This window comes from Volucribacter amazonae (genome assembly GCF_029783845.1).
Lineage (GTDB): Bacteria > Pseudomonadota > Gammaproteobacteria > Enterobacterales > Pasteurellaceae > Volucribacter > Volucribacter amazonae.
In genome coordinates, this window is the sequence record NZ_LWID01000001.1 from 986,426 (window position 1) to 1,010,689 (window position 24,264).

Annotated in this window: 24 protein-coding genes and 1 tRNA gene; 6 read left to right on the forward strand and 19 right to left on the reverse strand. The window is 39.4% G+C overall.

From position 1 onward, the window contains the following. Window positions 1-255: 255 nt before the first annotated feature. Window positions 256-810 carry a TetR/AcrR family transcriptional regulator gene (locus A6A20_RS04845; RefSeq protein WP_279572400.1) on the reverse strand — a complete coding sequence of 185 codons (555 nt, stop codon included), beginning with the start codon at window positions 808-810 and terminating at the stop codon, window positions 256-258. Between the two features lie 149 nt (window positions 811-959). On the opposite strand from A6A20_RS04845, the gene A6A20_RS04850 reads away from it, so the two are divergent. Genes A6A20_RS04850 through A6A20_RS04865 form a run of 4 tightly spaced genes read left to right on the forward strand, consistent with a single transcriptional unit; the run spans window position 960 to window position 7,262 of the window. Beyond that, entirely contained in the window at window positions 960-1,934 is a 975-nt protein-coding gene (locus A6A20_RS04850) for an HlyD family secretion protein (RefSeq protein ID WP_279572401.1), read from the forward strand. A gap of 10 nt (window positions 1,935-1,944) precedes the next feature. Next, on the forward strand, window positions 1,945-4,692 hold the full coding sequence (gene rbbA / locus A6A20_RS04855) for a ribosome-associated ATPase/putative transporter RbbA (protein ID WP_279572402.1): 2,748 nt from the start codon (window positions 1,945-1,947) through the stop codon (window positions 4,690-4,692). Next, window positions 4,693-5,817, forward strand: a complete 1,125-nt coding sequence (locus A6A20_RS04860) for an ABC transporter permease (RefSeq protein ID WP_279572403.1) — start codon at window positions 4,693-4,695, stop codon at window positions 5,815-5,817. It abuts the gene before it with no gap. 8 nt (window positions 5,818-5,825) lie between these two features. Further along, window positions 5,826-7,262, forward strand: a complete 1,437-nt coding sequence (locus A6A20_RS04865) for an efflux transporter outer membrane subunit (RefSeq protein WP_279572404.1) — start codon at window positions 5,826-5,828, stop codon at window positions 7,260-7,262. A gap of 62 nt (window positions 7,263-7,324) precedes the next feature. Here A6A20_RS04865 and fbaA read toward each other — a convergent pair whose 3' ends face one another. The 3 genes from fbaA to A6A20_RS04880 all read right to left on the reverse strand — a co-directional run bounded on the left by fbaA (window position 7,325) and on the right by A6A20_RS04880 (window position 10,518). Beyond that, entirely contained in the window at window positions 7,325-8,404 is a 1,080-nt protein-coding gene (gene fbaA / locus A6A20_RS04870) for a class II fructose-bisphosphate aldolase (protein WP_132690103.1), read from the reverse strand. Between the two features lie 62 nt (window positions 8,405-8,466). After that, entirely contained in the window at window positions 8,467-9,630 is a 1,164-nt protein-coding gene (locus A6A20_RS04875; RefSeq protein ID WP_279572405.1) for a phosphoglycerate kinase, read from the reverse strand. Window positions 9,631-9,831: 201 nt separating this feature from the next. Then, window positions 9,832-10,518 (reverse strand): ribonuclease T2 family protein, encoded by a 687-nt coding sequence (locus tag A6A20_RS04880; RefSeq protein WP_279572406.1) that lies wholly within the window; start codon window positions 10,516-10,518, stop codon window positions 9,832-9,834. 100 nt (window positions 10,519-10,618) lie between these two features. Here A6A20_RS04880 and A6A20_RS04885 point away from each other — a divergent pair, with 100 nt between their 5' ends. Next, window positions 10,619-10,879 (forward strand): YfhL family 4Fe-4S dicluster ferredoxin, encoded by a 261-nt coding sequence (locus A6A20_RS04885; protein ID WP_279572407.1) that lies wholly within the window; start codon window positions 10,619-10,621, stop codon window positions 10,877-10,879. Window positions 10,880-10,882: 3 nt separating this feature from the next. Here the strand turns inward: A6A20_RS04885 and A6A20_RS04890 are convergent, their stop codons facing one another. After that, window positions 10,883-11,698: a shikimate 5-dehydrogenase gene (locus A6A20_RS04890; RefSeq protein WP_279572408.1), complete on the reverse strand. Its 816-nt coding sequence runs from the start codon at window positions 11,696-11,698 to the stop codon at window positions 10,883-10,885. A 20-nt stretch (window positions 11,699-11,718) separates the two neighbouring features. Then, a complete protein-coding gene (locus tag A6A20_RS04895; protein ID WP_279572409.1) occupies window positions 11,719-12,714 on the reverse strand; it encodes a tRNA/rRNA methyltransferase in 996 nt (331 codons plus the stop codon). A 157-nt stretch (window positions 12,715-12,871) separates the two neighbouring features. Between A6A20_RS04895 and pssA the strand changes: the two genes are divergently transcribed. Next, window positions 12,872-14,224, forward strand: a complete 1,353-nt coding sequence (gene pssA / locus A6A20_RS04900) for a CDP-diacylglycerol--serine O-phosphatidyltransferase (RefSeq protein ID WP_279572410.1) — start codon at window positions 12,872-12,874, stop codon at window positions 14,222-14,224. A 38-nt stretch (window positions 14,225-14,262) separates the two neighbouring features. Here the strand turns inward: pssA and A6A20_RS04905 are convergent, their stop codons facing one another. The 13 genes from A6A20_RS04905 to secG all read right to left on the reverse strand — a co-directional run bounded on the left by A6A20_RS04905 (window position 14,263) and on the right by secG (window position 24,157). Continuing rightward, the gene (locus tag A6A20_RS04905; protein WP_279572411.1) at window positions 14,263-15,561 is read right to left on the reverse strand and encodes an MFS transporter; all 1,299 of its coding nucleotides are present in this window, start codon (window positions 15,559-15,561) and stop codon (window positions 14,263-14,265) included. Beyond that, window positions 15,558-16,868, reverse strand: coding sequence for an MFS transporter (locus A6A20_RS04910; RefSeq protein WP_279572412.1), 1,311 nt, complete (start codon window positions 16,866-16,868; stop codon window positions 15,558-15,560). Before A6A20_RS04910 ends, A6A20_RS04905 begins: the two co-directional genes overlap by 4 nt. A 29-nt stretch (window positions 16,869-16,897) precedes the next feature. Then, window positions 16,898-17,587 carry a 7-cyano-7-deazaguanine/7-aminomethyl-7-deazaguanine transporter gene (locus tag A6A20_RS04915; RefSeq protein WP_279572413.1) on the reverse strand — a complete coding sequence of 230 codons (690 nt, stop codon included), beginning with the start codon at window positions 17,585-17,587 and terminating at the stop codon, window positions 16,898-16,900. A gap of 109 nt (window positions 17,588-17,696) precedes the next feature. Beyond that, the gene (gene rpmE, locus A6A20_RS04920) at window positions 17,697-17,909 is read right to left on the reverse strand and encodes a 50S ribosomal protein L31 (RefSeq protein ID WP_279572414.1); all 213 of its coding nucleotides are present in this window, start codon (window positions 17,907-17,909) and stop codon (window positions 17,697-17,699) included. A 203-nt stretch (window positions 17,910-18,112) separates the two neighbouring features. Next, window positions 18,113-18,463: a 50S ribosomal protein L19 gene (rplS, locus tag A6A20_RS04925; protein WP_132690131.1), complete on the reverse strand. Its 351-nt coding sequence runs from the start codon at window positions 18,461-18,463 to the stop codon at window positions 18,113-18,115. A 30-nt stretch (window positions 18,464-18,493) separates the two neighbouring features. Continuing rightward, window positions 18,494-19,243: a tRNA (guanosine(37)-N1)-methyltransferase TrmD gene (gene trmD / locus A6A20_RS04930; RefSeq protein ID WP_279572415.1), complete on the reverse strand. Its 750-nt coding sequence runs from the start codon at window positions 19,241-19,243 to the stop codon at window positions 18,494-18,496. A 24-nt stretch (window positions 19,244-19,267) separates the two neighbouring features. Further along, window positions 19,268-19,795, reverse strand: a complete 528-nt coding sequence (rimM, locus tag A6A20_RS04935) for a ribosome maturation factor RimM (protein ID WP_279572416.1) — start codon at window positions 19,793-19,795, stop codon at window positions 19,268-19,270. 33 nt (window positions 19,796-19,828) lie between these two features. After that, window positions 19,829-20,077 (reverse strand): 30S ribosomal protein S16, encoded by a 249-nt coding sequence (gene rpsP / locus A6A20_RS04940; protein WP_279572417.1) that lies wholly within the window; start codon window positions 20,075-20,077, stop codon window positions 19,829-19,831. 159 nt (window positions 20,078-20,236) lie between these two features. After that, entirely contained in the window at window positions 20,237-21,454 is a 1,218-nt protein-coding gene (locus A6A20_RS04945; protein ID WP_279572418.1) for an aromatic amino acid transport family protein, read from the reverse strand. A gap of 209 nt (window positions 21,455-21,663) precedes the next feature. After that, window positions 21,664-22,998: an anaerobic C4-dicarboxylate transporter gene (locus A6A20_RS04950; RefSeq protein ID WP_279572419.1), complete on the reverse strand. Its 1,335-nt coding sequence runs from the start codon at window positions 22,996-22,998 to the stop codon at window positions 21,664-21,666. Window positions 22,999-23,225: 227 nt separating this feature from the next. Continuing rightward, window positions 23,226-23,456 carry an acyl carrier protein gene (gene acpP, locus A6A20_RS04955; protein ID WP_111301362.1) on the reverse strand — a complete coding sequence of 77 codons (231 nt, stop codon included), beginning with the start codon at window positions 23,454-23,456 and terminating at the stop codon, window positions 23,226-23,228. Window positions 23,457-23,714: 258 nt separating this feature from the next. Then, a tRNA-Leu gene (locus A6A20_RS04960) sits at window positions 23,715-23,799 on the reverse strand. Window positions 23,800-23,809: 10 nt separating this feature from the next. Next, window positions 23,810-24,157, reverse strand: a complete 348-nt coding sequence (secG, locus tag A6A20_RS04965; protein WP_279572420.1) for a preprotein translocase subunit SecG — start codon at window positions 24,155-24,157, stop codon at window positions 23,810-23,812. Window positions 24,158-24,264: the final 107 nt, after the last annotated feature.

A 24,264-nucleotide genomic window follows, 5' to 3' on the forward strand; every position in this document is an offset into this window, starting at 1 on the left:
AGTTTTTTGTTCACTGTTCAAAAAGCGATCTATAACCTTGCAGTATAAGGCTTCAAACCACTTTTTAGCTACCATTTTATCCATTACACCAACATTATTTAAGTAGGCTTTTATTATAGCTAGACTTATAATTAGAAGAACCTCATCCTGTAAAATATAAAATTTGATCCTTGAATACTTAAATTAAACTATCTAAGCTCTAGGGATAGATAAAACCAACCGCACTTTAATTCAAAATCATTTTATTGACTATAATTAAACCAACAAACGATCAAACACCATATGGATATTGGCTAAGATTTGTTGTGGATCAACTAACTTATCTTGTTCAAGTAAATAACTGATAGAGGCTAATGAAATAGAGGCGAAAATATGGGCTTGAAAGGTGATATTAGCGTAATCGGGTTGGGGGTGTTTTTGGCTTTCTTCAATGTATTTTTCTTTGATAATTTGATACATATCCTGTTTTAAATGGATTTTTGCGGTATTAATTTTCCACAATAATTGAAGTTCTTGTTTAAAATTAAGCAAAATTTGAGGCATATATTCGGCAAATTCGCTGGCGGAAGAGGAAAAGCGTTTTTCTAATGTTGGCAGAAAAACCTGTTGTTTAAATTCATCAATCACTTGGATCGCTAAGGCATTTTTGTTGAGGTAATGCTTATAAAACGTTGTGCGATTAATTTCTGCCAGATCAATAATATGTTGCACACTGATTTCTTCAAAACTTTTTTCAGCCAATAGCTGGCGAAAGGCATTCTTAATATTGCGTTGGGTTTTAATAATTCTAATATCGGTTTTTTTCATCATTTTTCTGGTTCATTTAACACAATAAACAACATTTTATCTTAATTTGTTGTTTAAGCAATATTTTATTGCTTATTGGTGGTTGAAGGTAAAAGTGTCATTATTTACACTAATAGCTAATATTAACCTTGATTTTTTAACAGGAACTTCTAATGAAAAAGCGAATTTTAATTTTGTTACTGGTGTTGATTGGGGCTGGTGCAGCATATTGGTTAATTCATCGTAACGCTGATGAATTACCAACAGGCATTGCGGGTATGAATGGGCGTTTGACCGTAGAGCGTATTGATGTAGCCAGTCTTTATGCCGGGCGTGTTGAGCAGGTCTATGTTGATGAGGGGGACTATGTGGTTAAAGATCAACCTCTAGTCCGTTTATCTGATAGCCAAGTGATGGCAAAATTGGCTCAAGCTAATGCGGCAAAACAACAAGCGGAACAAGCGGTTGTGAGTGCCAATGCACAGGTGTTGGCTAGTCAACAGCAACGTGATATTGCTAAATTAGAATTAGATAATGCTCAACAATTACGCAAAGATAAATTAATTTCCAGTACAGAATTGGAACGTCGTCAAGCGGCGTATCAATCTGCTCAAGCGGCGTTGGTGGGGGCTGAGGCGATGAAGTCTCAAGCTGAGGCAAGTGTTTTACAAGCACAAGCGCAAATTGATGAGGTGGCTGATGTTAATCAGGATTTAGTGATTAAATCCCCATTGGCTGGGCGAGTTGAATATCGTTTAGTGGATATGGGTAATGTGATTGCAGCAGGTGGTAAGACCGTTAGTATTTTAAATCTTGATGATGTTTATATGAATATTTTCTTGCCTGCTGAGCAGTCTAATCAGGTGCGTATTGGCGATGAAGCGCGCATTGTGGTTGATGGTTTGTCGGCGGTTTTCCCTGCGACAGTGGTTTATGTGTCTTCTGATGCACAATTTACCCCAAAATCCGTAGAAACAGAGGAAGAGCGAACCAAATTGATGTTTAAGATTAAATTACAAGTGCCGCAAGCTGTTACTCAGCAATACCCTAATTTATTAAAAGGCGGTATGACGGCAATGGGTTATGTGCGTTATCAATCTCAGGCACAATGGTCAGCAGATTTAGTGGAAAAATTACCAGCTAAATAAAGGATTGTGTATGACGATAAAGCAGTTTGCCGTTAATTTACAGCAGGTCAGTCATTTTTATGGTAAAACACAAGCGGTTGATCAAGTGAGTTTAACCATTCCTAATGGGGTAACCGTAGGATTAATTGGACCTGATGGGGTGGGAAAATCCACATTATTATCTTTAATTGCAGGGGTAAAGATTATCCAAACAGGGCAAGTGGAGGTATTGGGTAAAAATATCGCGAATGCCAAAGAGCAAGAACAACTCTCGCATAAAATTGCTTTTATGCCACAAGGGTTAGGTAAAAATCTTTATCCGACTTTATCCATTACGGAAAATATTGAGTTTCACGCTCGTTTATTTGGTTTACCTGCCGAGCAACGCCAACAACGGATTCAACGTTTATTAGCGGCAACAGGGTTATCACCTTTTGCTCATCGTGCCGCAGGTAAATTATCAGGGGGTATGAAACAAAAGTTAAGTTTATGTTGTGCATTAATTCATAGCCCAGATTTATTGATTTTAGATGAACCCACCACTGGGGTTGATCCTCTTTCACGCCGTCAATTTTGGCAATTAGTCAGTGATTTACGTCAAGAGTCGCCCAATATGACGGTCATTGTCGCAACGGCGTATATTGACGAGGCGGAGGGTTTTGAGTATTTATTAGCCATGGACGATGGCAAATTGATTGCCAATGATCTGACTCAAAAAGTGATGGCAGAAACCCATAGCGATACCTTGGAACAGGCTTATATTAAACTGTTGCCTAAGGAAAAACGTGGCGCTGAGGACGGTTTAATCATTCCCCCTTTTCAGTCTGATCCCAATGACCCCCCTGCCATTGAGGCAGAGGGCTTAACCAAAAAATTTGGTGATTTTGTTTCAGTGGATAATGTGAGTTTTACCATTCCACGTGGCGAGATTTTTGGTTTTCTTGGTTCAAATGGTTGTGGTAAGTCCACCACAATGAAAATGCTAACAGGGCTTTTAGAGCCAACCTCTGGTACAGCGCAGTTATTGGGACAACCCATTGATGCGAGCGATATTGAAACACGCAAAAAAGTGGGCTATATGTCGCAAGCCTTTTCCCTTTATGAAGAATTAACGGTACGACAAAATTTAGAACTGCACGCTAAGTTGTATCAAATTGAGAAAGCCAAATGGCATGATTATGTTGAAGGTGCGATGGCACAATTTCATTTGACAAAATTAGCGGACGTTACGCCTGCTTCTTTGTCTTTAGGGGTACGTCAACGTTTACAGCTGGCGGCGGCTTGTTTGCATCAACCTGAAGTATTAATTTTAGATGAACCCACTTCTGGCGTTGATCCTGCGGCTCGCGATATGTTTTGGCAATATCTGATTAAACTTTCGCGCGAGGATAAAATCACCATTTTTATTACCACCCATTTTATGAATGAAGCGGCACGTTGTGATCGTATTTCCTTTATGCATCGTGGCAAGGTATTAGGGGTAGGCACACCAGAAGAATTACGCAAGGCGAAAAAAGCGGAGAGTTTAGAACAAGCCTTTATTACTTATCTTGAAGAACAAAATGATGAAACCACTGCCATGCCAAGCAAAGCGGAAAGAGAAAAAGCCGCTGAACAACAAGGCGAACTTTCCCCTGTTACCCAAGGATTTTGGGCGTGGTTAGCCATTGTTTGGACCTTTGCCTTGAGGGAAGGGAGAGAATTATTGCGCGATAAAATCCGTCTCTTTTTCGCCATTGGTGGCCCGACACTGTTATTATTGGCAATGGCATCAAGTATTTCCTTTGATATTAATCCAATGAAATTTGCCGTATTAGATTTTGATAACAGTAGCGAAAGCCAAAAACTTATCGAGCATTTTGAGGGATCAAGATATTTTATTCATATGGCAACCCTCTATCAACCCGATGAAGTCAATAGGGTATTGCAAAGCAGTGAGGCAAAAATGGTGCTAGAAATCCCTGCCGACTTTGGCAAAAATTTGCTCAAGGGGGAACAACCTGCCATTGGGATTTTTATTGATGGGGCGTTTCCCTCAACCGCCGAAAATCTCAAAAATTCTGCTAATGGTGTGATAGCTCAATATATCAATGGCTATTTACAACAGCAGGGGATTCATTCTTTTCAGGCTGCCTCTGATATTTTAGCCACACGCTATGTATATAACCAAGATTTTAAAAGCATTTATGCCATTACGCCGGGCGTGATTATGTTAGCCATGTTAATGATCCCTTCCATTATGACTGCGTTAGGGGTAGTGCGTGAAAAAGAAATTGGCTCTATTATGAACCTTTATGGTTCGCCAGCCAGTAAGCTGCAATTTTTACTGGGTAAACAATTACCCTATGTTCTATTGGCTTTTGTCAGCTATTTGGTTCTGGTATTGATTGCCATAACGGTATTTGGCGTTCCCATTAAAGGCTCAACTTGGGCGATGTTTTTAGGGGCATTGATCGTTATTATGGCATCAACAGGCTTTGGTTTACTGGTTTCCTGCTTTGTGAAAAGCCAAATTGCCGCCTTATTTGCCACCGCCATTGTGATGATGGTGCCGACGATGAATTTTTCAGGCATGATGTATCCCACTGCCAATTTAGATAGCCACGTTTATTTTATTGCGCACCTTTTCCCTGGGGCTTGGTTTCAATTAATCAGTTTAGGTGGCTTTACCAAAGGGCTAGGCTTTATGGACTTTATCAACAGCTATCTTGCCCTCTTGACGATTTATACGGTGTATCTTGTGCTTGCCACGCAATTTCTGAAGAAACAGGAGAAATAAATGTTACGTTGGTTTAAAAATGTTGGCTATTTATCCAGCAAAGAGTTACGCAGTTTATTTTCCGATCCTGTGCTATTGGTGTTAATTGTTTATATGTTTTCGGTGGCATTGATTACCATTGCCAATATGCCCACAACGGAAATGAAAAATGGCTCAGTGGCTGTGGTGGATTTAGATCGTTCCAATTTATCCTATCAGTTACGCGACAGTTTAATTGAACCCAGTTTTAAAGCGGTAGAAGAAATTGAACTTAGCCAAATCGATCGCGCGATGGATCAAGGCAAATATACCTTTGTACTGACCATACCTGCTAATTATGAAAAAAATATCTTATTGGGACAATCGCCACAAATACAACTGCTGGTTGATGCCACCGCAATGACCCAAGCAGGCATTGGTGCCGCTTATATTAGCCAAATTTTTGCGGACGAGCTTCGCCAATTTTTAGGGCTATCCGCAAGCACGTTGCCAGTGGAAGTGGTGAGCAATGTGCTTTACAACCCCAATTATTCCAGTAAATGGCTAATGGGTACGATGCAAATTGTTGGTAATTCCACGCTGTTGGTATTATTGCTAGTAGGGGCAGCGGTCATTCGTGAGCGTGAACGAGGCACCATTGAACATTTATTGGTGATGCCCGTCAATGCCAGTGAAATCGCCGTCTCAAAAATTGTTGCCAATGGCTTAGTCTTACTTTGCGTTGCCATTCTCTCACTGCTGTTTATTATTAAAGGTGTGCTTGCTGTCCCTATTCATAACCATTCAATCCCTTTATTTGCCATAGGGTTCATCACCTTTTTATTTTCTATTTCATCATTAGGGATATTATTAGCCATTATCGCCCCAACCATGCCACAATTTGGCTTGTTATGTGTGCCTACTTATATTGTGCTATACCTCTTATCAGGGGCAAATTCCCCCATTGAAAATATGCCTGAACTGGTGCAAAAACTGACCCAGTTTTCACCTACCACCATTTTTGCTGCCTATACGCAAGATGTGCTATTTCGTGATGCAGGCATACAATATGTATGGCAAAAATTATTACAAATGGCGGCATTAGGTGGCGGTTTTCTCGCCCTTGCCCTTATTCAATTTAAAACCATGCTTTCTCGACAAGGATAAAGAATATCATGAAAAAAAATCTAAAACTGACCGCACTTTCTTGCTCATTTATCATCTTAAATGCCTGTAGCCAAACCCAACTGGATTTATCCTCATCAATGGAAATTCCAGCCAGCTTTAGCCAACAGCAAGCAGGGCAAAGCCAACAAAATATCCAACAATGGTGGCAAAACTGGCAAGATCCACAACTTAATCGCCTTATTGAACAAGGGCTTGCCCATAACCTTGATCTTGCCCTTGCCAAAGGAAGACTGACTGAAGCCCAAGCACAAAGCCGCATGGCAAATGCCGAATTAGGGGCAAATGTAGGTGTCAGCGGAACAGCAGGGATAGGATATAGCGATATAAACACAGGGATAATCAACCCAGCCAGTAGCCGTAGCCACGCCTTATTAGGCGGCTTGACCGCCAGTTGGGAGCCTGATTTATTTGGACAAAAACGCAGTGATAGCGATGCGGCACAAGCTGTCGCATTAAGCTACCAACAACAAGTCTATGCCACTCAACTGTTAATCACCGCACAAATTGCCGAAAGCTATTTCAATATTTATGCCATTGAACAACAACAAAGCGTATTAAAACAACAAATTAACGCCCTACAACAATTACAGCGTTACCTTACAGGACGCTTTCAAGCAGGGCAAATCAATGCCTATGAACGACAAGAAGTGGCAAAACAAATCAGTGCTGCACAAGCCCAACAAGCCACCTTACAAGCACAACGTGATACCCAGCAACGCCAGCTAGCCATACTCACAGGACAATCACTACAACAATTCCGCCTAACAACACAAGGCAACCCTCTCGTGCATTTACCTGCCATTCCCACAGGGCAAATGCCAGCGGAAGTACTGGCTCGCCGTCCAGACCTATCCGCCAACGCCCAACAAGTACAAGCCTATGCAGCAAAACTTGCCAGTGCTAAAGCCGATTTATTACCCCGCTTTGACCTACAATTCTTAGGACAAGGCGGACGCATAGACGTAAATAATGACCTTTCCTACTTATCAGGCATCGGCAGTTTTCTCAGTCTTGGCATACAATTCCCCCTCTTTACCAACGGGCGAATTCAAGCCAATATTGATGCCAGCGATGCACGCTTACAACAAGCCCTAATCCAATACGATAAAACCCTCTTAACCGCCCTCGCAGAGGTAGAGAACGCTTATCAACAACAATACGCCCTACGTCAACAAAATCAACAGCTTAACCAAGCATTACAACAGGCTCAACAACAAAGCAAAGAAGCAAAACGCCTATTCCAATACGGCGACCAAACCTTTAACAACACCATCTCGGCTCAACTTTCCGTCTTAAACTACCAACAACAACTTATCCAATCACAACTGGAAACCGCCAAAAGTTTAGTCGGACTATATAAAGCCTTAGGGGGTGGTTGGCAGGAAAAAGGGATAAACAATAGCGTAAATGATGAAGCTAAATGAGTGGGTTAATATAGAAAAAAGTGCGGTAAAAATTACCGCACTTTTTATTAATCTATCAATGATTAAAGTACATCAATACAGTTTAGATCTTCAAAAGATTGTTCTAAACGTTTAGACATTGACTCTTCCATTTTGCGTAACCAAACACGTGGATCATAGTATTTTTTGTTTGGTGCGTCTGGACCTTCTGGGTTACCTAATTGACCTTGTAGGTAAGCCTCGTTAGCTTTATAGAAGTTTAAAATGCCTTCCCAAGATGCCCATTGTGTATCGGTGTCAATATTCATTTTAATTGCACCGTAACCGATAGCTTCACGAATTTCTTCACGACTTGAACCAGAACCGCCGTGGAAGACGAAGTTAATGGATTTCGCTGGTAAGTTACGTTCTTTTGATACAAACTCTTGTGATGCCCCTAAGATGCTCGGTTTTAATTTTACGTTACCCGGTTTGTACACGCCATGCACGTTACCGAACGCTGCTGCCACAGTAAAACGTGGGCTAACAGGGTTGAGTTGGTCATAAACATAAAGCACATCTTCTGGTTGAGTATAAAGACGCGCTTCATCTACATCGGTATTATCTACGCCATCTTCTTCGCCGCCAGTAATACCAATTTCAATTTCAAGGGTCATACCAATTTTGCTCATACGCTCAAGGTATTGACGGCAAATTGCCATATTTTCTTCCATAGGCTCTTCAGATAAATCGATCATATGAGAAGAGAACAATGGTTTGCCTGTTTCAGCAAAGTGTTTTTCGCCCGCTTCAAGTAAGCCATCTACCCAAGGAAGTAAGTTTTTCGCACAGTGGTCAGTATGTAAAATAACAGGTACGCCATATTCTTCCGCTAAGGCGTGAACGTGTTTTGCACCAGCAATGGCACCTAATACATCAGGGCGTTGTCCGCTGGTTGGTTTAATGCCTTTACCTGCATAGAAAGAAGAACCACCGTTTGAGAATTGCACAATAACAGGGGCTTTAACACGAGCTGCCGTTTCTAATACCGCATTAATAGAGTCTGAACCCACACAGTTTACCGCAGGAATTGCGAAATTATGTTCTTTTGCATAAGCAAAGACTTTTTGTACATCATCACCAGTTACAACACCCGGTTTAACAATATCTAATAATTTAGCCATTTTATTTTCCTTTAATTAATAATAAAACTTATCAAATAATAAGGGGCTATGCCCCTGTAACCTTAATTTTTTGCACGTTTCTCAAGAATTTCAACGGCAGGTAATACTTTACCCTCAACAAACTCTAAGAATGCACCGCCCCCTGTGGAAATATAAGAAATTTTATCGGCGATACCGAATAAATCAATAGCCGCTAACGTATCGCCACCCCCAGCAATAGAGAAAGCATCACTTTCTGCAATCGCTTGAGAAATCACTTCTGTTCCTTTACGGAAATTTGGGAATTCAAATACGCCGACTGGACCATTCCATAAAATAGTTTTGGCATTTTTGATTAATGCAGCAAATTCTTCTGCGGTTTTGTCGCCAATATCAAAAATAGATTCATTATCCGTTACTTCGTTTATGGCTTTTTCTGTGGCAGGGGCAGTTTCAGAAAATTCTGTGCCTACACGCACATCAACAGGAACAGGGATATTAGTAGCTTTCGCAAGGCGTTGAGCCTCAGGGATTAAATCTGCTTCATAAAGAGATTTACCCACATTATTGCCCTCTGCCGCAATAAAGGTATTAGCAATACCGCCACCTACAATTAATTGATCAGCGATTTTAGAGAGAGAGTCTAATACGGTAAGTTTAGTAGATACTTTTGAACCGCCCACAATGGCTAACATTGGACGTTGCGGTTCTTTTAAGGCTTTGCCTAGTGCATCTAATTCGGCCGCTAATAATGGACCAGCACAGGCAATAGGGGCATATTCTGCCACGCCGTAAGTAGAGGCTTGCGCGCGGTGTGCTGTACCAAAAGCGTCCATTACAAACACATCGCAAAGTGCGGCATATTTTTTACCAAGTTCAGCATCGTTTTTCTTTTCGCCTTTATTGATACGCACATTTTCAAGCACCACAACTTCACCTTGATTAACTTCAACGCCATCAAGATAATCACGCACTAAACGTACAGGCACATCTAACGCATTATTTAAGTAATCAACAACAGGCTGTAATGAATCCGCTTCAGTAAATTCGCCTTCCGTTGGACGCCCTAAATGAGAAGTAACCATCACTTTTGCCCCTTTTTCTAAGGCAAGTTTTAAGGTTGGAATTGTCGCACGAATACGTGCATCAGACGTTACCACGCCGTCTTTTACTGGTACATTTAAATCTGCACGAATAAAAACGCGTTTACCATTTAAGTCCAAATCGGTCATTTTAATTACTGACATAATTGATCCTCTAGTAAGTTAAGATAAAATAAAAACTTCGCCCATTATAACCAGTTATCCCCTGTGATTAATAGTGCTAGATCAAAGAATTTTTGATTTATTTTATTTATTTAAATAAATCAACGTCAGTGATAACTTGGTTTAATCTTGGCAAAAGCCATAAAAAGTGCGGTCATTTTTGCCAAAATTTTTTATGTCACACTAACGCACCCTTGGGCAATCCATAACCTGCCATTGTAAGTCATAACAAATAAAAAGTTCATTGCCTCGGGCATTGAGGTTTTTACCTTGCAAGGCAGGATTATTTTTCTTTAACCAACGAAATAATTCTGTACGTGATAAGGTATAATCTGGCAAGTTAAGAGCATGATATAATTCACGCTGTTTCTCAAAATAGCTACGTGCATCGTTAAAGGCACAAGCCCCATGTTTTTCCCATTCCCCCTGCAATAACCTTGCATCAGGCGATTCCGGTAGAAATTCCTCAATAAGCTCCCTAGGTAAGGCTTTTAGATCCCCTTGGCAAAAACGAGGGTGTTCAGATATTCGGCGTGCCTTGGCGTGTTGCGGCCATAAACCATGAATAATCCAGCCAAATTGTTGGGTGTCGCCACATTGATACTGCATTGAGGCTGGTAAATTATCCTGATAACGTTTTTGCTGTTGAGTACAAAAAGCGGGTGACCAAGATAAAACGAGGGTGTAATAATCGGTGCTAGCCCGTTTATTTTGCCCAATGGGATCATGTTTCATGGATACGTCATAATCCGTATCTAACGCTACTTCTACAGCATGTTTTTGTTGAGCAAAATAATACCAGCCTGCTAATAAAAACATAAAAAAGCAAACTACAAATAATGAGAGTAATAAGGTATTACGTTGATTCATACTTATTCCTTAATGATCGCTTGTGAAAAAGTGGCTTTTTAGCAAACTTTCTTTATAATGTGCCACTTATTATTTTTTATCCTTTAGTTGTAACAGCGTTATGGCATTGTTAATTACTGCAAAATGTACAAACTGCGATATGTGTTTGCCAGAATGTCCCAATGAGGCTATTTCGGTTGGCGATGAGATCTATGTGATTGATCCTGTGCTTTGTACCGAGTGCGTGGGGCATTATGATAAACCCACTTGCCAAAAAGTTTGCCCCATTAATCACTGCATTATCTCTGATCCCGAGCATATTGAAAGCCACGATGAACTATGGGAAAAATTTGTGTTAATTCATCACGCCGATAAACTTTAGCCCTTAACTTGTCGCCGATTGCGCAAATTCTGCCGCTTGAGCAATAAGTTGTTCATTAGGGCGTTGTTGGGTATATAACACAAATTGTTCTACCGCTTGTAAAACAATGACTTCTGCCCCTGAAATGGTGGTTTTACCTTGTTGTTTGGCATAAGCAATCAATGGAGTTTGTGCTGGCAATGCTACCACATCAAAAATCACTTGAGCTTGTTGGATTAATGGTTCAGCAAAAGCTAATTGCTCTGCTTCTGCACCACCATACATACCTATGGGGGTAACATTGACTAGAATATCAGCCCCTTGGCTCAAGGCATTGCAATATTGATAACCATATAAGTCTGCTAAATACTGTCCTGTTTGCTGATTGCGTGCCAATACGGTTAATTGAGTAAATCCCGCTTGTTTAAACGCCGCTACCACCGCTTTTGCCATTCCGCCACTTCCTTGCACCACCACCGATTGCTTAGGCGATAATTGATATTGAGCAATTAATTTGCTAATCGCAATATAGTCGGTGTTATAAGCGGTTAAATAACCATTATCATTGACAATGGTATTTACCGACCGGATTGCTTGGGCAGAGGGCGATAATTCATCAAGAAACGGAATACAACTTTCTTTAAAGGGCATTGAAATAGCACAACCTCGTATGCCTAATGCACGAATACCTTTTACGGCATCTTCAATATGCTGGGTAGTAAAGGCTTTATAAATAAAATTCAAGCCCAGTTTTTCATATAAATAATTATGAAATCTTGTACCAAAATTGCCGGGACGCCCTGCTAATGACATACAAAGCTGTGTATCTTTATTAATCATTTTTTGTACCTTTGTTCGGTTTATTGATTATACCAAGTGGATAATAATATCCCTGCATTTACCACTACATTTAAGCCTTGTTTTAATTGATGACTATGAGAAATTTTCACTTGTTTATCACTAGGCAAAAGCAAGCTATCATCATTTACTTCGCTCAAGACAAAAACCACTTTATTGGCAAATTTTATGTGTGAAAGTGCTTCCCCTTGCTTATCTGCGCTAAGATGCACAATTTGATAGCCCGCTTGACGTAATTGTTGCAACCCTTGGTGAAGATTGTGGCTTTCTAAGGATATAAGATGCTCCGCGCCCCCTTCCGCAATGCGTAATGCCATAGAGGAATGTAAACAATCAACTTGTTCAACTACAAGCCCTCTCACGCCAAAATAAGCACAGGTTCGCATTAAGCCACCGATATTGTAAGCATTGCCTATTTGATTTAATAGCACTAAACAATCTTGCGAGCGTTCAAGTTGTAAATAACCTGAAAGCGTAAAAGGCGTGCTTTTCTTTACCAACATACAAATACCGCCATGGTGTTCCGAACCACTCACTAATTGTAATTCTTGATTATCTACAATGTGGTACACTTTTTTATGGCTAGCTAAATAACGTAAAATATGCCCAATTTTATGGGACATTTGCACCGTTGCCCATATTCGCACAATGGCATCAGGACGCACATCAAACAAGGTTAAACACGCATTCTCGCCATACACTTTCATTTCTTCTGCACGATTTTTGCGAATTTTTTCTGGGGCACGTGGCGAAAGTGGACCTGTTTTTTTCTCATTTACTTGGCTTGTACGATTTTTAACTAAAACCGCAACAGTCCCTGCTTTATTGGCAGAGGGTAACTGGGTATTCGTAAGCGTAGAAACCGTTTTAGTTGAAAATTGAGATTTTTGCCCTTTCTTATGAGCATCTGCTGAGGTTGCTCGCTGAGAGGAAAGATGAGAAGTTGGTTCTTTAAATTGCCGTTTATTTTGTTGAAAAGTGGTTTTTTTATGTTGCATAAATCACTCAAAAGCCATGAAGTTAAGATCAACCATTATAACGGTAAAAGCCAGAGAAATCGCTATTTTTTAACAGAAAAAGGCGGAAATTACTGTTAAAATAGCCTCGTTAATTGTAAACTAGCTACTTAATATTCGGAATAATCATTGAATAATTATGCTAATAGACAAAAGTAAGCGAGCAAAAAGAAATCTTGAAAATTTGCCTTGTTTAGCACAAAACCCAGCAAATATAACCTTTATTTATCGTGCTGAAGACTTTAAACACCAGATTATTCAGCTTATTCGCCAAGCCAAAACTCGCATTTATATTACCGCACTTTATTGGCAAAATGATGAGGCAGGGCAGCAAATCTTAGCCGAAATTTATCAAGCCAAACGAACTAATCCACAACTTGACATTAAAATCTTGGTAGATTGGCATCGGGCTCAACGTAATTTATTGGGGGCAGAAAAAACCAGCACCAATGCCGATTGGTATGCACAACAACGTCATCAACAAGATGAAGCGTTATTTTGGGGCGTACCCATTAATACCAGAGAAATTTTTGGGGTATTACATATAAAAGGGTTTATTTTTGATGATACCTTGTTATATAGCGGTGCAAGTATTAATAATATTTACCTTTGCCAACAGCAAAAATACCGTTACGATCGTTATCATCAAATTATCAATCCAGCATTAGCTGATTGTATGGTGAATTTTATTAACCAATATTTATGGGATTTGCGAGCTGTTTTCCCATTGGATCAATTACCTCGTCCAACCACCAAAGAAATACGCCAGTCTATTCGTACTTATCGTAAACATTTGGCACAACAGGGCGAATATCAATTTGAGGATAGTGGCAATACTCAGCAACTTCGCATTAGCCCATTATTTGGTTTGGGCGGACAGCATAATGTCTTAAATCGCACCATTGAAGATTTATTATTAGTGGTAGAACATACCCTAATTATTTGTACGCCTTATTTTAATTTACCTCGTAGCCTACAACAAAAAATTCGTCAGCTGTTACAACAGGGTAAACAAGTAGAAATTATTGTGGGCGATAAAACCGCAAATGATTTTTATATTTCCCCAGAAAAGCCCTTTAAACTGATCGGTGCGTTGCCTTATTTGTATGAAAAAAATCTGCGTGCATTTAGCAAAAAATTTGCGGATTATATCAAGCAGGGTAATTTAATCATTAGAACATGGAAAAATGGCGAAAATAGCTACCATTTGAAAGGGGTTTGGGTTGATGATCGTTATATCCTATTAACGGGTAATAATCTCAATCCACGAGCTTGGCGTTTAGATGCTGAAAATGGTTTGCTTATCCAAGATCCCCTTCAGCAATTAAAACCACAAGTGGCACAAGAATTGCAAGCCATTCGTCAACATACGCAACAGATAAAGCATTACACTGAATTGCAAGACTTGGCGGACTACCCTCTCCCTGTACAAAAACTGTTGAAAAAATTTGCCCGAATTAAAGCGGACGCCTTAATTAAAATGGTGTTATAGCCGTTGAAATCTCAACGGCTACCTTAGGACAACGATAATTATCGGCTCAAATGCTGTTTTGGCATAGCCAGAATAACTAAGCTGGTAACAACCAAAATAATCGCTACGCCGATATAAAGCGATTGTTTTTGCCAACCTAAATCTAATAATGCTCCTGCAAGGATTGGGGCGATAATTGCGCCCATTCTGCCGATTCCCACTGCCCAGCCAACCCCAGTAGCACGAATTTTGGCAGGGTAGATTAAGGTATTGAGCAGATAAATACCGCTAATACAACCATTAATCAGAAAACCAAGCACAACCCCAATTAACATTGCCAAAGCCAGTTGAGCGGATAGCATAATAAATAGGATCATGGTCATCGCAGCGAGCAGAGTAAATGCCATTAGTACATAATTTGCTCGCCAACGAATTGCAAAAAAGCCATAGGAAGTCGCCCCACAAACTGTCCCTGCGGAAATCATAATGCCTACGCTGATACTTTGTTGTGCAGTCATACCTGCCTCTTTTAATAAAGTCGGTGTCCAAAAATTCACAAAATAAAAGGCAAACATAATGCTAAAGAAAATAAACCAAAGCAATAAAGTCGCCTTTAAAAAGGTAGGCGAAAATAATTGTATGGTTAAATTAGCTTTGCTTTTTGTGGTGGTAGTACAGGGTAAATCATAAGCAGTAATACCTAAACGTTGGCTGATTTTATTAAGTTGTTGGCGAAAATGATGCGGACGTTGATTAACTAAATAATCAATGGATTCAGGCAAGTAACAGAGTAATATGATAAAACATATTGCGGTAAGGATTGCCCCTGCCAGAAATACTGCACGCCAGTCATAATATTGTTGTAAGATAACCGCAAAAATACCGCCTAAAACTGCCCCTAAGCTATAACCTGCAATAAAAATGCTAATGGCAACACCTCGCCATTTTTGTGAGGCATATTCACTGGCTAAAATATTTCCACCAACTAAAATTCCGCCCACACCGATGCCAGTAATAATACGATAAATGGCAAGACTAGTAGGATTGTGAGCAAAGGCAGCGGCAAGCATACCCAAGGCGGAAATAGCCACTGCAATTAACAATAAAGGACGCCGCCCAATGCGATCCGCAAGGGGGGCAAGAAATAAAGAGCCTAATGCCATACCGATTAATCCTGCACTAAGCAAATAACCAAGTGCGGTGCTTGTAAGAAAAAATTCTTCTTTAATGGCTGAAGCAGTAAAGGCTAATGCTAAGACATCAAAGCCGTCAAGCATATTCATAATGGCGGTCATTGCAATAACAAACCATTGATAAGACCGCATAGGCTTTAGATTAATTTGGGCAAGAATGTTCATTTTATTGCATTTACTTCTGTTTTGATAGGTAAAAAAGACAATGCTAAGGTAGAGATAAGCATAATCAATGCAATGCCAATATATAAATCCTGTTTTTGCCAACCTTGATCCAATAATGCACCTGCCACTGTTGGGGCTAAAATTGCTCCCACACGTCCGATACCGATTGACCAACCTACCCCTGTACCACGAATATCAGCGGAATAAATACTTGGATTTAGGGTATAAAGTCCACTAATACAACCGTTCATTAACGCGCCTATGGCAATACCAAAAACAATCGCAAGGGATAACACACTCGCAGATAAAATAAAAATCACTGACATTAAGGCAGACCCTAAAGTAAATAAAATCAAGACATTGCGTGCTGTCCATTGGCTGGCTAATACACCATAAAGCAATGCCCCACAAGTACCACCTAAAGAAATCATAATACCCACTGTTACACTTTGCTCTGTGGTCATTCCTGCTTCTTTTAATAAAGCAGGCGTCCAAGAACTAACAAAATAATAACTAAACATAATGGCGATAAATGCTAGCCAAATTAATAGGGTTGAACGCAAATATTGTGGACTAAATAATTTAGAAATAGGCAGTTTTACCGCTCTTGTATTGGGTTTAGCAGGTAATTGCCAATCGCCTGCTAAATGGATTTTGCGTGCAATGTTATTTAAACGCTGTTGTGCATTTTTAGGTTGTTTAGTGCTAAGAAAATCAATGGATTCAGGCAACCAAAATAATAGCACCACAAAACATAAAGCAGTCAATATCGCTCCCACTAAATATACCGAACGCCAACCATATTCGGCTTGTAACACAACGGCAAAAAATCCACCAAGCATTGCTCCAATACCAAAGCCTGATGCATAAATGCTAATGGCTAAACTGCGCCATTTTTTAGAGGAATATTCACTGGTTAGCACATTCGTTCCCACTAAAATCCCACCAACGCCCAATCCTGTAATAACTCGCCAAAAACCTAACACTTGGTAACTGCTCACAAAAGCTGAACCTAACATACCCAAGGCAGATAAGGCTACCGAAATAAGTAATAAAGGACGGCGACCAAATTTATCGGCTAAAGGGGCAAGGAATAACGATCCTGCGGTCATACCCAATAAACCCGCACTAAATAAATAACCGAGTTCAACACCTGTTAGCCCAAATTCGGCACGAATTGCGGTTGCCGTAAAAGCTAAGGCTAATACATCAAAACCATCTAATAAGTTCATTACCGCCGCCATGATCACAATTAGCCATTGATATAAACTCATTGGACTTTGGGCGATTTTTTCTGTTAATGTCATAAATGACTTCTCCATAATGATGATAAAATTTACTGCGTTAAACGATTAATTTTTCGTAAAATAACATCAAGTACCACTCCATAAGCTGGCACAAACAATAAAATGCCAATAAAGAGTTTAAATAAATAATCCACCAAACCTAAACTTAGCCAATGTTCTGCCATAAAAGGATCAGTACTTTGATAAAAAGCTACCGCAAAAAACAAAAATGTATCCATTGCTGATCCCAAAATCATTGAACAACTTGGGGCTATCCACCATTGCGGCAAACGGCGTAATTGGTTAAAGACTAATACATCTAAAAGTTGCCCAAACACATAAGCTAAAAAGCTAGCAATGGCAATACGAAAAACAAAAATATTGAAAATACTGACCGCACTTAGCCCTTGATATACCCCCTCTGAAAACAAAACAGAAACCACATAGCTAATGATTAATGCAGGGAACATCACAATAAAAATAATAATACGCGCGGAATTTGCCCCAAAAATGCGTACGGTTAAATCTGTAGCTAAAAAAATAAAAGGAAAGGTAAGTGTCCCCCAAGTGCTATGAAAGATAAAATCTTTCTGTGCAAAAATTGCTAGGGGAATACGAATCTCAAAGGGGATTTGTACCAAATAATTACTGGCAGTAATAATAAAAATATGGAAAAAACTCAGTAAGAAAAGTGAATAAATTTTTTGTTGATGCGTAAAGACTAATGATTGTTTTAACATAATGATCCTTTTTATTAAGTGATTGGGGTAAGGGAACCCAAACGATGAAACATTTATTGGCATAAAAAACCCTGCATTATGCAGGGTTAAAATCATAATTAAACCAAGATTATTTTGTACTTGGAATATTGAAACGTTTGTTAAAGCGTTCTACACGACCACCTGTATCAACAACACGTTGTTTACCTGTATAGAATGGGTGGCAAACACCACACACATCTAAGTTAATATCTTTACCCACAGTAGAGCGAGTTTTGATAACATTACCGCAAGAACAAGTTGCCGTAATTTCTTTATATTCTGGGTGAATACCTTTTCTCATAGTAAACCTCAATCTGAAACCATACCGCCATTGGCGTTTTTCAGCCAACACCGTATGTAATATATAAACCTAATATAGGTTTATGGGTTAATATTCATTGCATCACTGCAACAGTAAAAAGTGCGGTGCATTTTATAATAAAAATGCACCTGCAACAATATGCTGTTTAATCTTATTTTATAAAGATTATTGCTAACGACAAATTAGTCGCCTAAGCGTTCTTTAATACGTGCAGATTTACCTGAACGCTCACGTAAGTAGTAAAGTTTCGCTTTGCGTACCGCACCTTTACGTTTCACGCTAATGCTATCAATGATTGGAGAGTGAGTTTGGAATACACGCTCAACACCAACGCCATTAGAAATTTTACGCAACGTAAAGGCAGAATGTAAACCACGATTGCGAATAGCGATAACAACGCCTTCAAATGCTTGTAAACGTTTTTTGTTACCTTCTTTTACCCATACTTTCACTTCTAAAGTATCACCCGGGCGAAAGCTAGGCACGTTTTGTTTAAGTTGTTCTTGTTCAAGTTGTTTAATGATGTTACTCATAATGTTTCCTTATAAGGATTAATCCTAGGTTTAACTGATATTTGCTTGATACTCAAGTTGCACTTGAGCCAACAGCTTACGTTGTTCGTCAGTCAGAGCTAGGCTTTCTAATAGCTCAGGTCGTCTTAACCAAGTACGCAATAAAGATTGCTTCAATCGCCATTGGCGGATTTCTTCATGGTTACCAGACATTAATACCTTAGGGACAGTCAAACCATCTAACCATTCAGGGCGTGTATAATGTGGGCAATCTAATAAACCTTCTGCAAAAGAATCTTCTTGTGCTGAAATGGCTTTGCCCAATACCCCAGGGATAAATCTTGCTACCGCATCGATCAAGGTCATTGCGGGCAATTCTCCCCCTGTTAAAACGTAATCACCAATTGACCATTCTTCATCAATTTCAGTTTCAATCAATCGTTCATCAATACCTTCGTAACGCCCACATACTAAAATAAGTTTTTGATATGTGGATAAATATTTTACTCCAGCCTGATCAAGTTTACGTCCTTGTGGCGAAAGGTAAATGACCTTTGCCTGTTCGCCAATATTTTGTTTAGCACAATGAATTGCATCACGCAAAGGTTGCACCATCATTAACATACCCGGACCACCACCATAAGGGCGATCATCAACGGTTTTATGTTTATCACTGGTGAAATCTCGTGGATTCCAACATTGTATGCTTAACAAATTTTGTTTAACGGCTCGTCCTGTTACCCCAAATTCCGTAATTGCTTTAAACATCTCGGGAAAAAGGCTAATAATACCAATCTGCATATAAAGCTATTCGGCTACCTGAGGTTAGAAACCAGCGTCCCAATCCACTTCTATTGTTTTGGTGGTGAGATCGACTCTTTTAACTACTTGTTCAAGCAAAAACGGAATTAATCGTTCTTGCTTAGCAAAAGCATCTTTATTCATTGCTCTTACGACCAACACATCATTAGAACCTGTTTCCATCATTTCAGAAACTACGCCCATATTATAGCCTTGCAGATTAATGACCTGACAACCAATTAAATCGTGCCAATAATAATCGCCTTCCTCAAGTTGTGGGAATACGGCTAGATCAACGCCAATTTCAATATTAGCGAGAGTTTGAGCGCTTTCACGATCATCAATATGTTTTAATTTAACAATTAAATCATTATTGTGATAACGCCAAGTTTCTAATTCTGTTTGTTGCCATTTGCCTTTAATTTTTAAATACCAAGGCTGATAAGCAAAGATGCTTTCACTTTGTTCTGTTGATGAATAGATGCGTAGCCAACCACGAATACCATAAGTGGAACCTAATTTCCCAACAACTGTAATACGTTGTTCACTCATCTTATTCACCTAACTCAAATAAACGAATGTTGTTTATGCTGCTTTACGAGCTTGTTTTACTAAGCTGTTTACACGATCAGATAAGGTTGCACCTTGACTTAACCAGTAATCAACACGCTCTAAATTAATACGTAAAGGCTCAGCTTGACCAGAAGCTAATGGATTAAAAAAGCCAACACGTTCAATAAAACGACCGTCACGTGGTGAACGGCTGTCAGCAACAACAATTTGATAAAATGGGCGTTTTTTTGCTCCGCCACGAGATAAACGAATGGTTACCATAACCTTCCTCTAATTCAATAGTAAAAAGAAAAATCCTCATCTCTGAGGATAATGCTTACTTTTTTCTCTGTATATATAGACAAAAAGCCTGCCGATTTTACCTTTTTTACTAAAAAATGCAAGTATAATCCCTATTTTTCTTTTGCTCGGCTTAATCGCTTATCCCACCACCGCAGGCAAATAACCTGCTTGGATTAAAAATGGAATTAAAATAATAATGATCCCCATAATCAGTGTAATCACTAAACTAAAATTGCCCCCAGCAACACGATAAGGCAAATTAGGGTGTTGTTTGCGAGCTTTCCAAGCTAACGCCGTAGGCAAAATTAACCCATAAAAGGCAAATAATAATCCCGCATAGCCTAATGCTGCAATAAAACCATTCGGATAAAACAAAGCAAAAATTAACGGCGGAATAAAGGTTAATGGCGTTAAAGAAAGACGGTTAGCAGGTAGATTCATTCGCTTAAGTAAATCACCTACCCCTTCAAAGATCCCTAAAGCAACGCCCAAAAATGACGTAATCAAAGCAAGTGCTGAAAATAAACGAACTGCCTCGCCAAGGATTTCGCTGCCAGTAATTTGTCTTGTGGCTTTCACTAAACCATTAAGCGTGGCATCTTCTTTTAGTATTTGCATAAATTCACTTTGGGTTAATACCCCATGGGTTGCTAATTGCCAAAGCAAATAAGCCACAAGAGGAATACAAGTGCCAATAATGACAGCAGTGCGAATACGGCGAATATCAGCATCAAGGTAGGTATTGATACTTGCCATAATCACATGAAAGCCATAAGCAGTGAAAAAAATAGGTACGGCTGACAGAATAAGGCGGTTGTCAATAGGAATAGCGGTGAGATTTTCTAATTTTGCCTTAGGCAACATCATAAAGAGGACAATGACAAAAGCAATGATTTTCCCTGAAAATAATAAGCGAGTTAGCCCATCTACGCCTTTTATGCCAATGATCACAAAAGCCCCTAAAATCACAGTAAATAGAATAATACCAATTTGTAGCGTAAGTTTTTCATCACCAATCGTTGGAAGTAAACCTGCAACTAATGAACCACCACCTGTAACATAGGCTGAAAGTAGGGCATACAATAAAATAAGTAGGGATAAAGTGGCAAGAATTCTACCCGGTAAACCAAAATACTGTTCTGCTAAACTAGCTACCCCTACATCTTTACGAGGGGCGGTTTGGTAAACCTCCATAAATAATAAACCTGTATAGGTTAATAATGCCCATAAACCGATCAACAAAAGAAACGTCGCAGTAAACCCCATACCTGCGGAAGTCAGTGGCATAGCAAGCATACCCGCACCGATAGTCGTACCTGCGATCATTAAGGCACTACCGAGAATTCTATTTTTCATATTGGCTCCAGAAAAGAAATAAATGTGCTTCATTCTAGCAAATTCTTAAGGCTGAACAAGTGCTTAAATGATTAACCAAAAGGATTAGGATAAAAAAGTGCGGTCATTTTTCACCGCACTTTTATCGCCGTCCCTCTTTAAAATAATCCAGTGTTGGTACGCCTCGCCTGATTTTAAATTGAAACGACTATATTATCAGTTCAATAGAATTAGCTAATTACAATTTGAGCAACAAAATAGCCCACAAAACAAGCCACCACGACACCAATCAGCCCCGGTACCATAAAACTGTGGTTAAAGTAATATTTACCGATTTTAGTCGTGCCTGTTGGGTCAAAATTGACTGTGGCAATATCTGACGGATAGTTTGGAATAAAGAAATAGGCATAAGTTGCTGGCAATAAGCCTACTAATAATGGTGCTGGCAAACCTAATCCAATGCCCACAGGTAACATCATAACCGCAGTCGCTGCTTGACTATTAATCACAACGGATACGGCAAAGAGAGCAAAAGCAAATGTCCAAGGATAATGCTCCACCATTGAGGTTACTGCGGCTTTAAATTCTGGCATAGCATATTGGAAATAGGTATCACTCATCCACGCAATCCCAAAAATCGCAATACAAGCCACCATACCAGATTTAAATACCACGCCATTAGGTACGGTTTGCGGATTGGTTTTAGTGAGTACCAAAATAATACCGCCAAACGCTAGCATCATCATCTGGATAACCAAAGACATTGAAATTGGTTTAGCGCTGTCACCAATGGAACGAATATCAGGGAACATAGCAATACTGACTACCGCTACAAGCGAGAGTAGAAATAAATACACCGCATTTTTCGCTGAATTTGGCAATTCTTCGTTCAACGAGGTTGCAGTGGTATTCATAATACGCTCACGCCATACTGGATCTTGCAAACGGCGTTGGTATTCAGGATCCTCTTGTAGCTCTTTACCACGCCGTAAGCTATAAAAACAAATGGCTAAAGTACCGATAAAGGTTGCTGGTATGGTAACTGAAATAATATTTAATAAGCTAATATGTTCATAGCCCGGGATTTGTGCGATTTGGGTAAGATAATACGCCACCGCTGCCGCTAAGGGACTTGAGGTAATAGCAAGCTGTGAGGCAACTGATGCCGCTGCCATTGGGCGTTCTGGACGAATATTATTTTTTAACGCCACATCGCCAATAATCGGCATAATAGAATAGACTGAATGCCCTGTTCCTAGCATAAAGGTCATAAGATAGGTAACAATAGGCCCAAGAAAGGTTACCCGTTTAGGATTACTTCTTAAAATTCGTTCAGCAATTTGCAACATATATTTTAAGCCACCTGCCGCTTCTAAAATAGATGCACAGGTTACCACCGCTAAAATAATCAGCATCACATCAACAGGGGCTTTACCTACGGGCATACGGAAGATAAAGACTTCAATGGCTAATCCTATCCCTGAAATAACCCCTAAGCCAATCCCACCAAAGCGACTGCCAATATAAAGCATGAAAATAAGAAAAAGAAACTCTAGATAAAGCATAATGACCTCAAAAAATTAGGAATATCACTGCTGCTAATCATAGCTAAATAGAGGTATTATTCAATATCTTTAGTAAAGAATTGTTAATTTTTTTAGGAAAATTTTATCTAAATCAAATTATCACTATGCTAGAGATGAAATGAAAATAAAAGAATAGATTTAACGACAGGAATTGTTAGATAACAAATAAAAATTAAGGCGGGTAATCCCGCCTTAATGGTCAATACTTATTGATTGTTTTGTACATAATCAATGGCTGATTGAACAGTGGTAATTTTTTCAGCTTCTTCATCAGGAATTTCAATATCAAATTCTTCTTCTAAAGCCATCACTAATTCAACTGTATCTAATGAATCAGCACCTAAATCTTCAACAAAAGAAGCCTCTGGTTTTACTTCTTCTTCCTTAACGCCTAATTGTTCAACGATAATTTTTTTTACGCGTTCTTCAATACTCATTTGTTTTTCCCTATTTAGTATAAATATCGCTTGTTGCGAGTTAAGTAGTTTATGTATTAATCGTCAAAGTCGCAACCTTTGATTTAGCTGGTTTTACCACTTGGGTTTTGCCATATAGGTTAAGACTTTGATTTCAGCATACATAACCAAAAGTTACATAGCTAAGCAGATTTTAGCATTAACTGGGGGCTTTTGTCATTTCTTATTTCCAAAATCTCCAGCAGAAAATAAAAAAGGCTCTTAATAGAGCCTTGAATTTGGTGCACTGGGCGGGACTTGAACCCGCACGTCTTGCGACACTACCCCCTCAAGATAGCGTGTCTACCAATTCCACCACCAGTGCTTAAATTTGATTATTGCGGAATATCGTTATTTTGATTATCTAATGTAGGTACTTCCGCTGGTTTAGTTTGTTCAAGTTGTTCCGCTGTTTGTGTTAAATCATCAAACGTACCTAATTGAACATTATTACGGTGTGAATTAATATTACCAATCACTAAACTAATCACAAAAAATGCTACCGCTAAAATGGCTGTGGTACGAGAGAGGAAATTTCCTGAACCTGCGGATCCGAAAACCGTTCCTGAAGCACCGCCACCAAAAGAAGCTCCCGCATCAGCACCTTTGCCCTGTTGTACTAAAATAAAAGCAATAAGCACAATGGCAACAATGAGATAAACAATTAATAAAGCCTGATACATTATATTTTCGTTCTCTTTTTTGCTATAAATGATAAGAAATTCGGTTCTAGGGACGGAATAATAGCGAAAGCCTTATCACTTCGCAAGCGGTTTTCTGCCTAGAATTC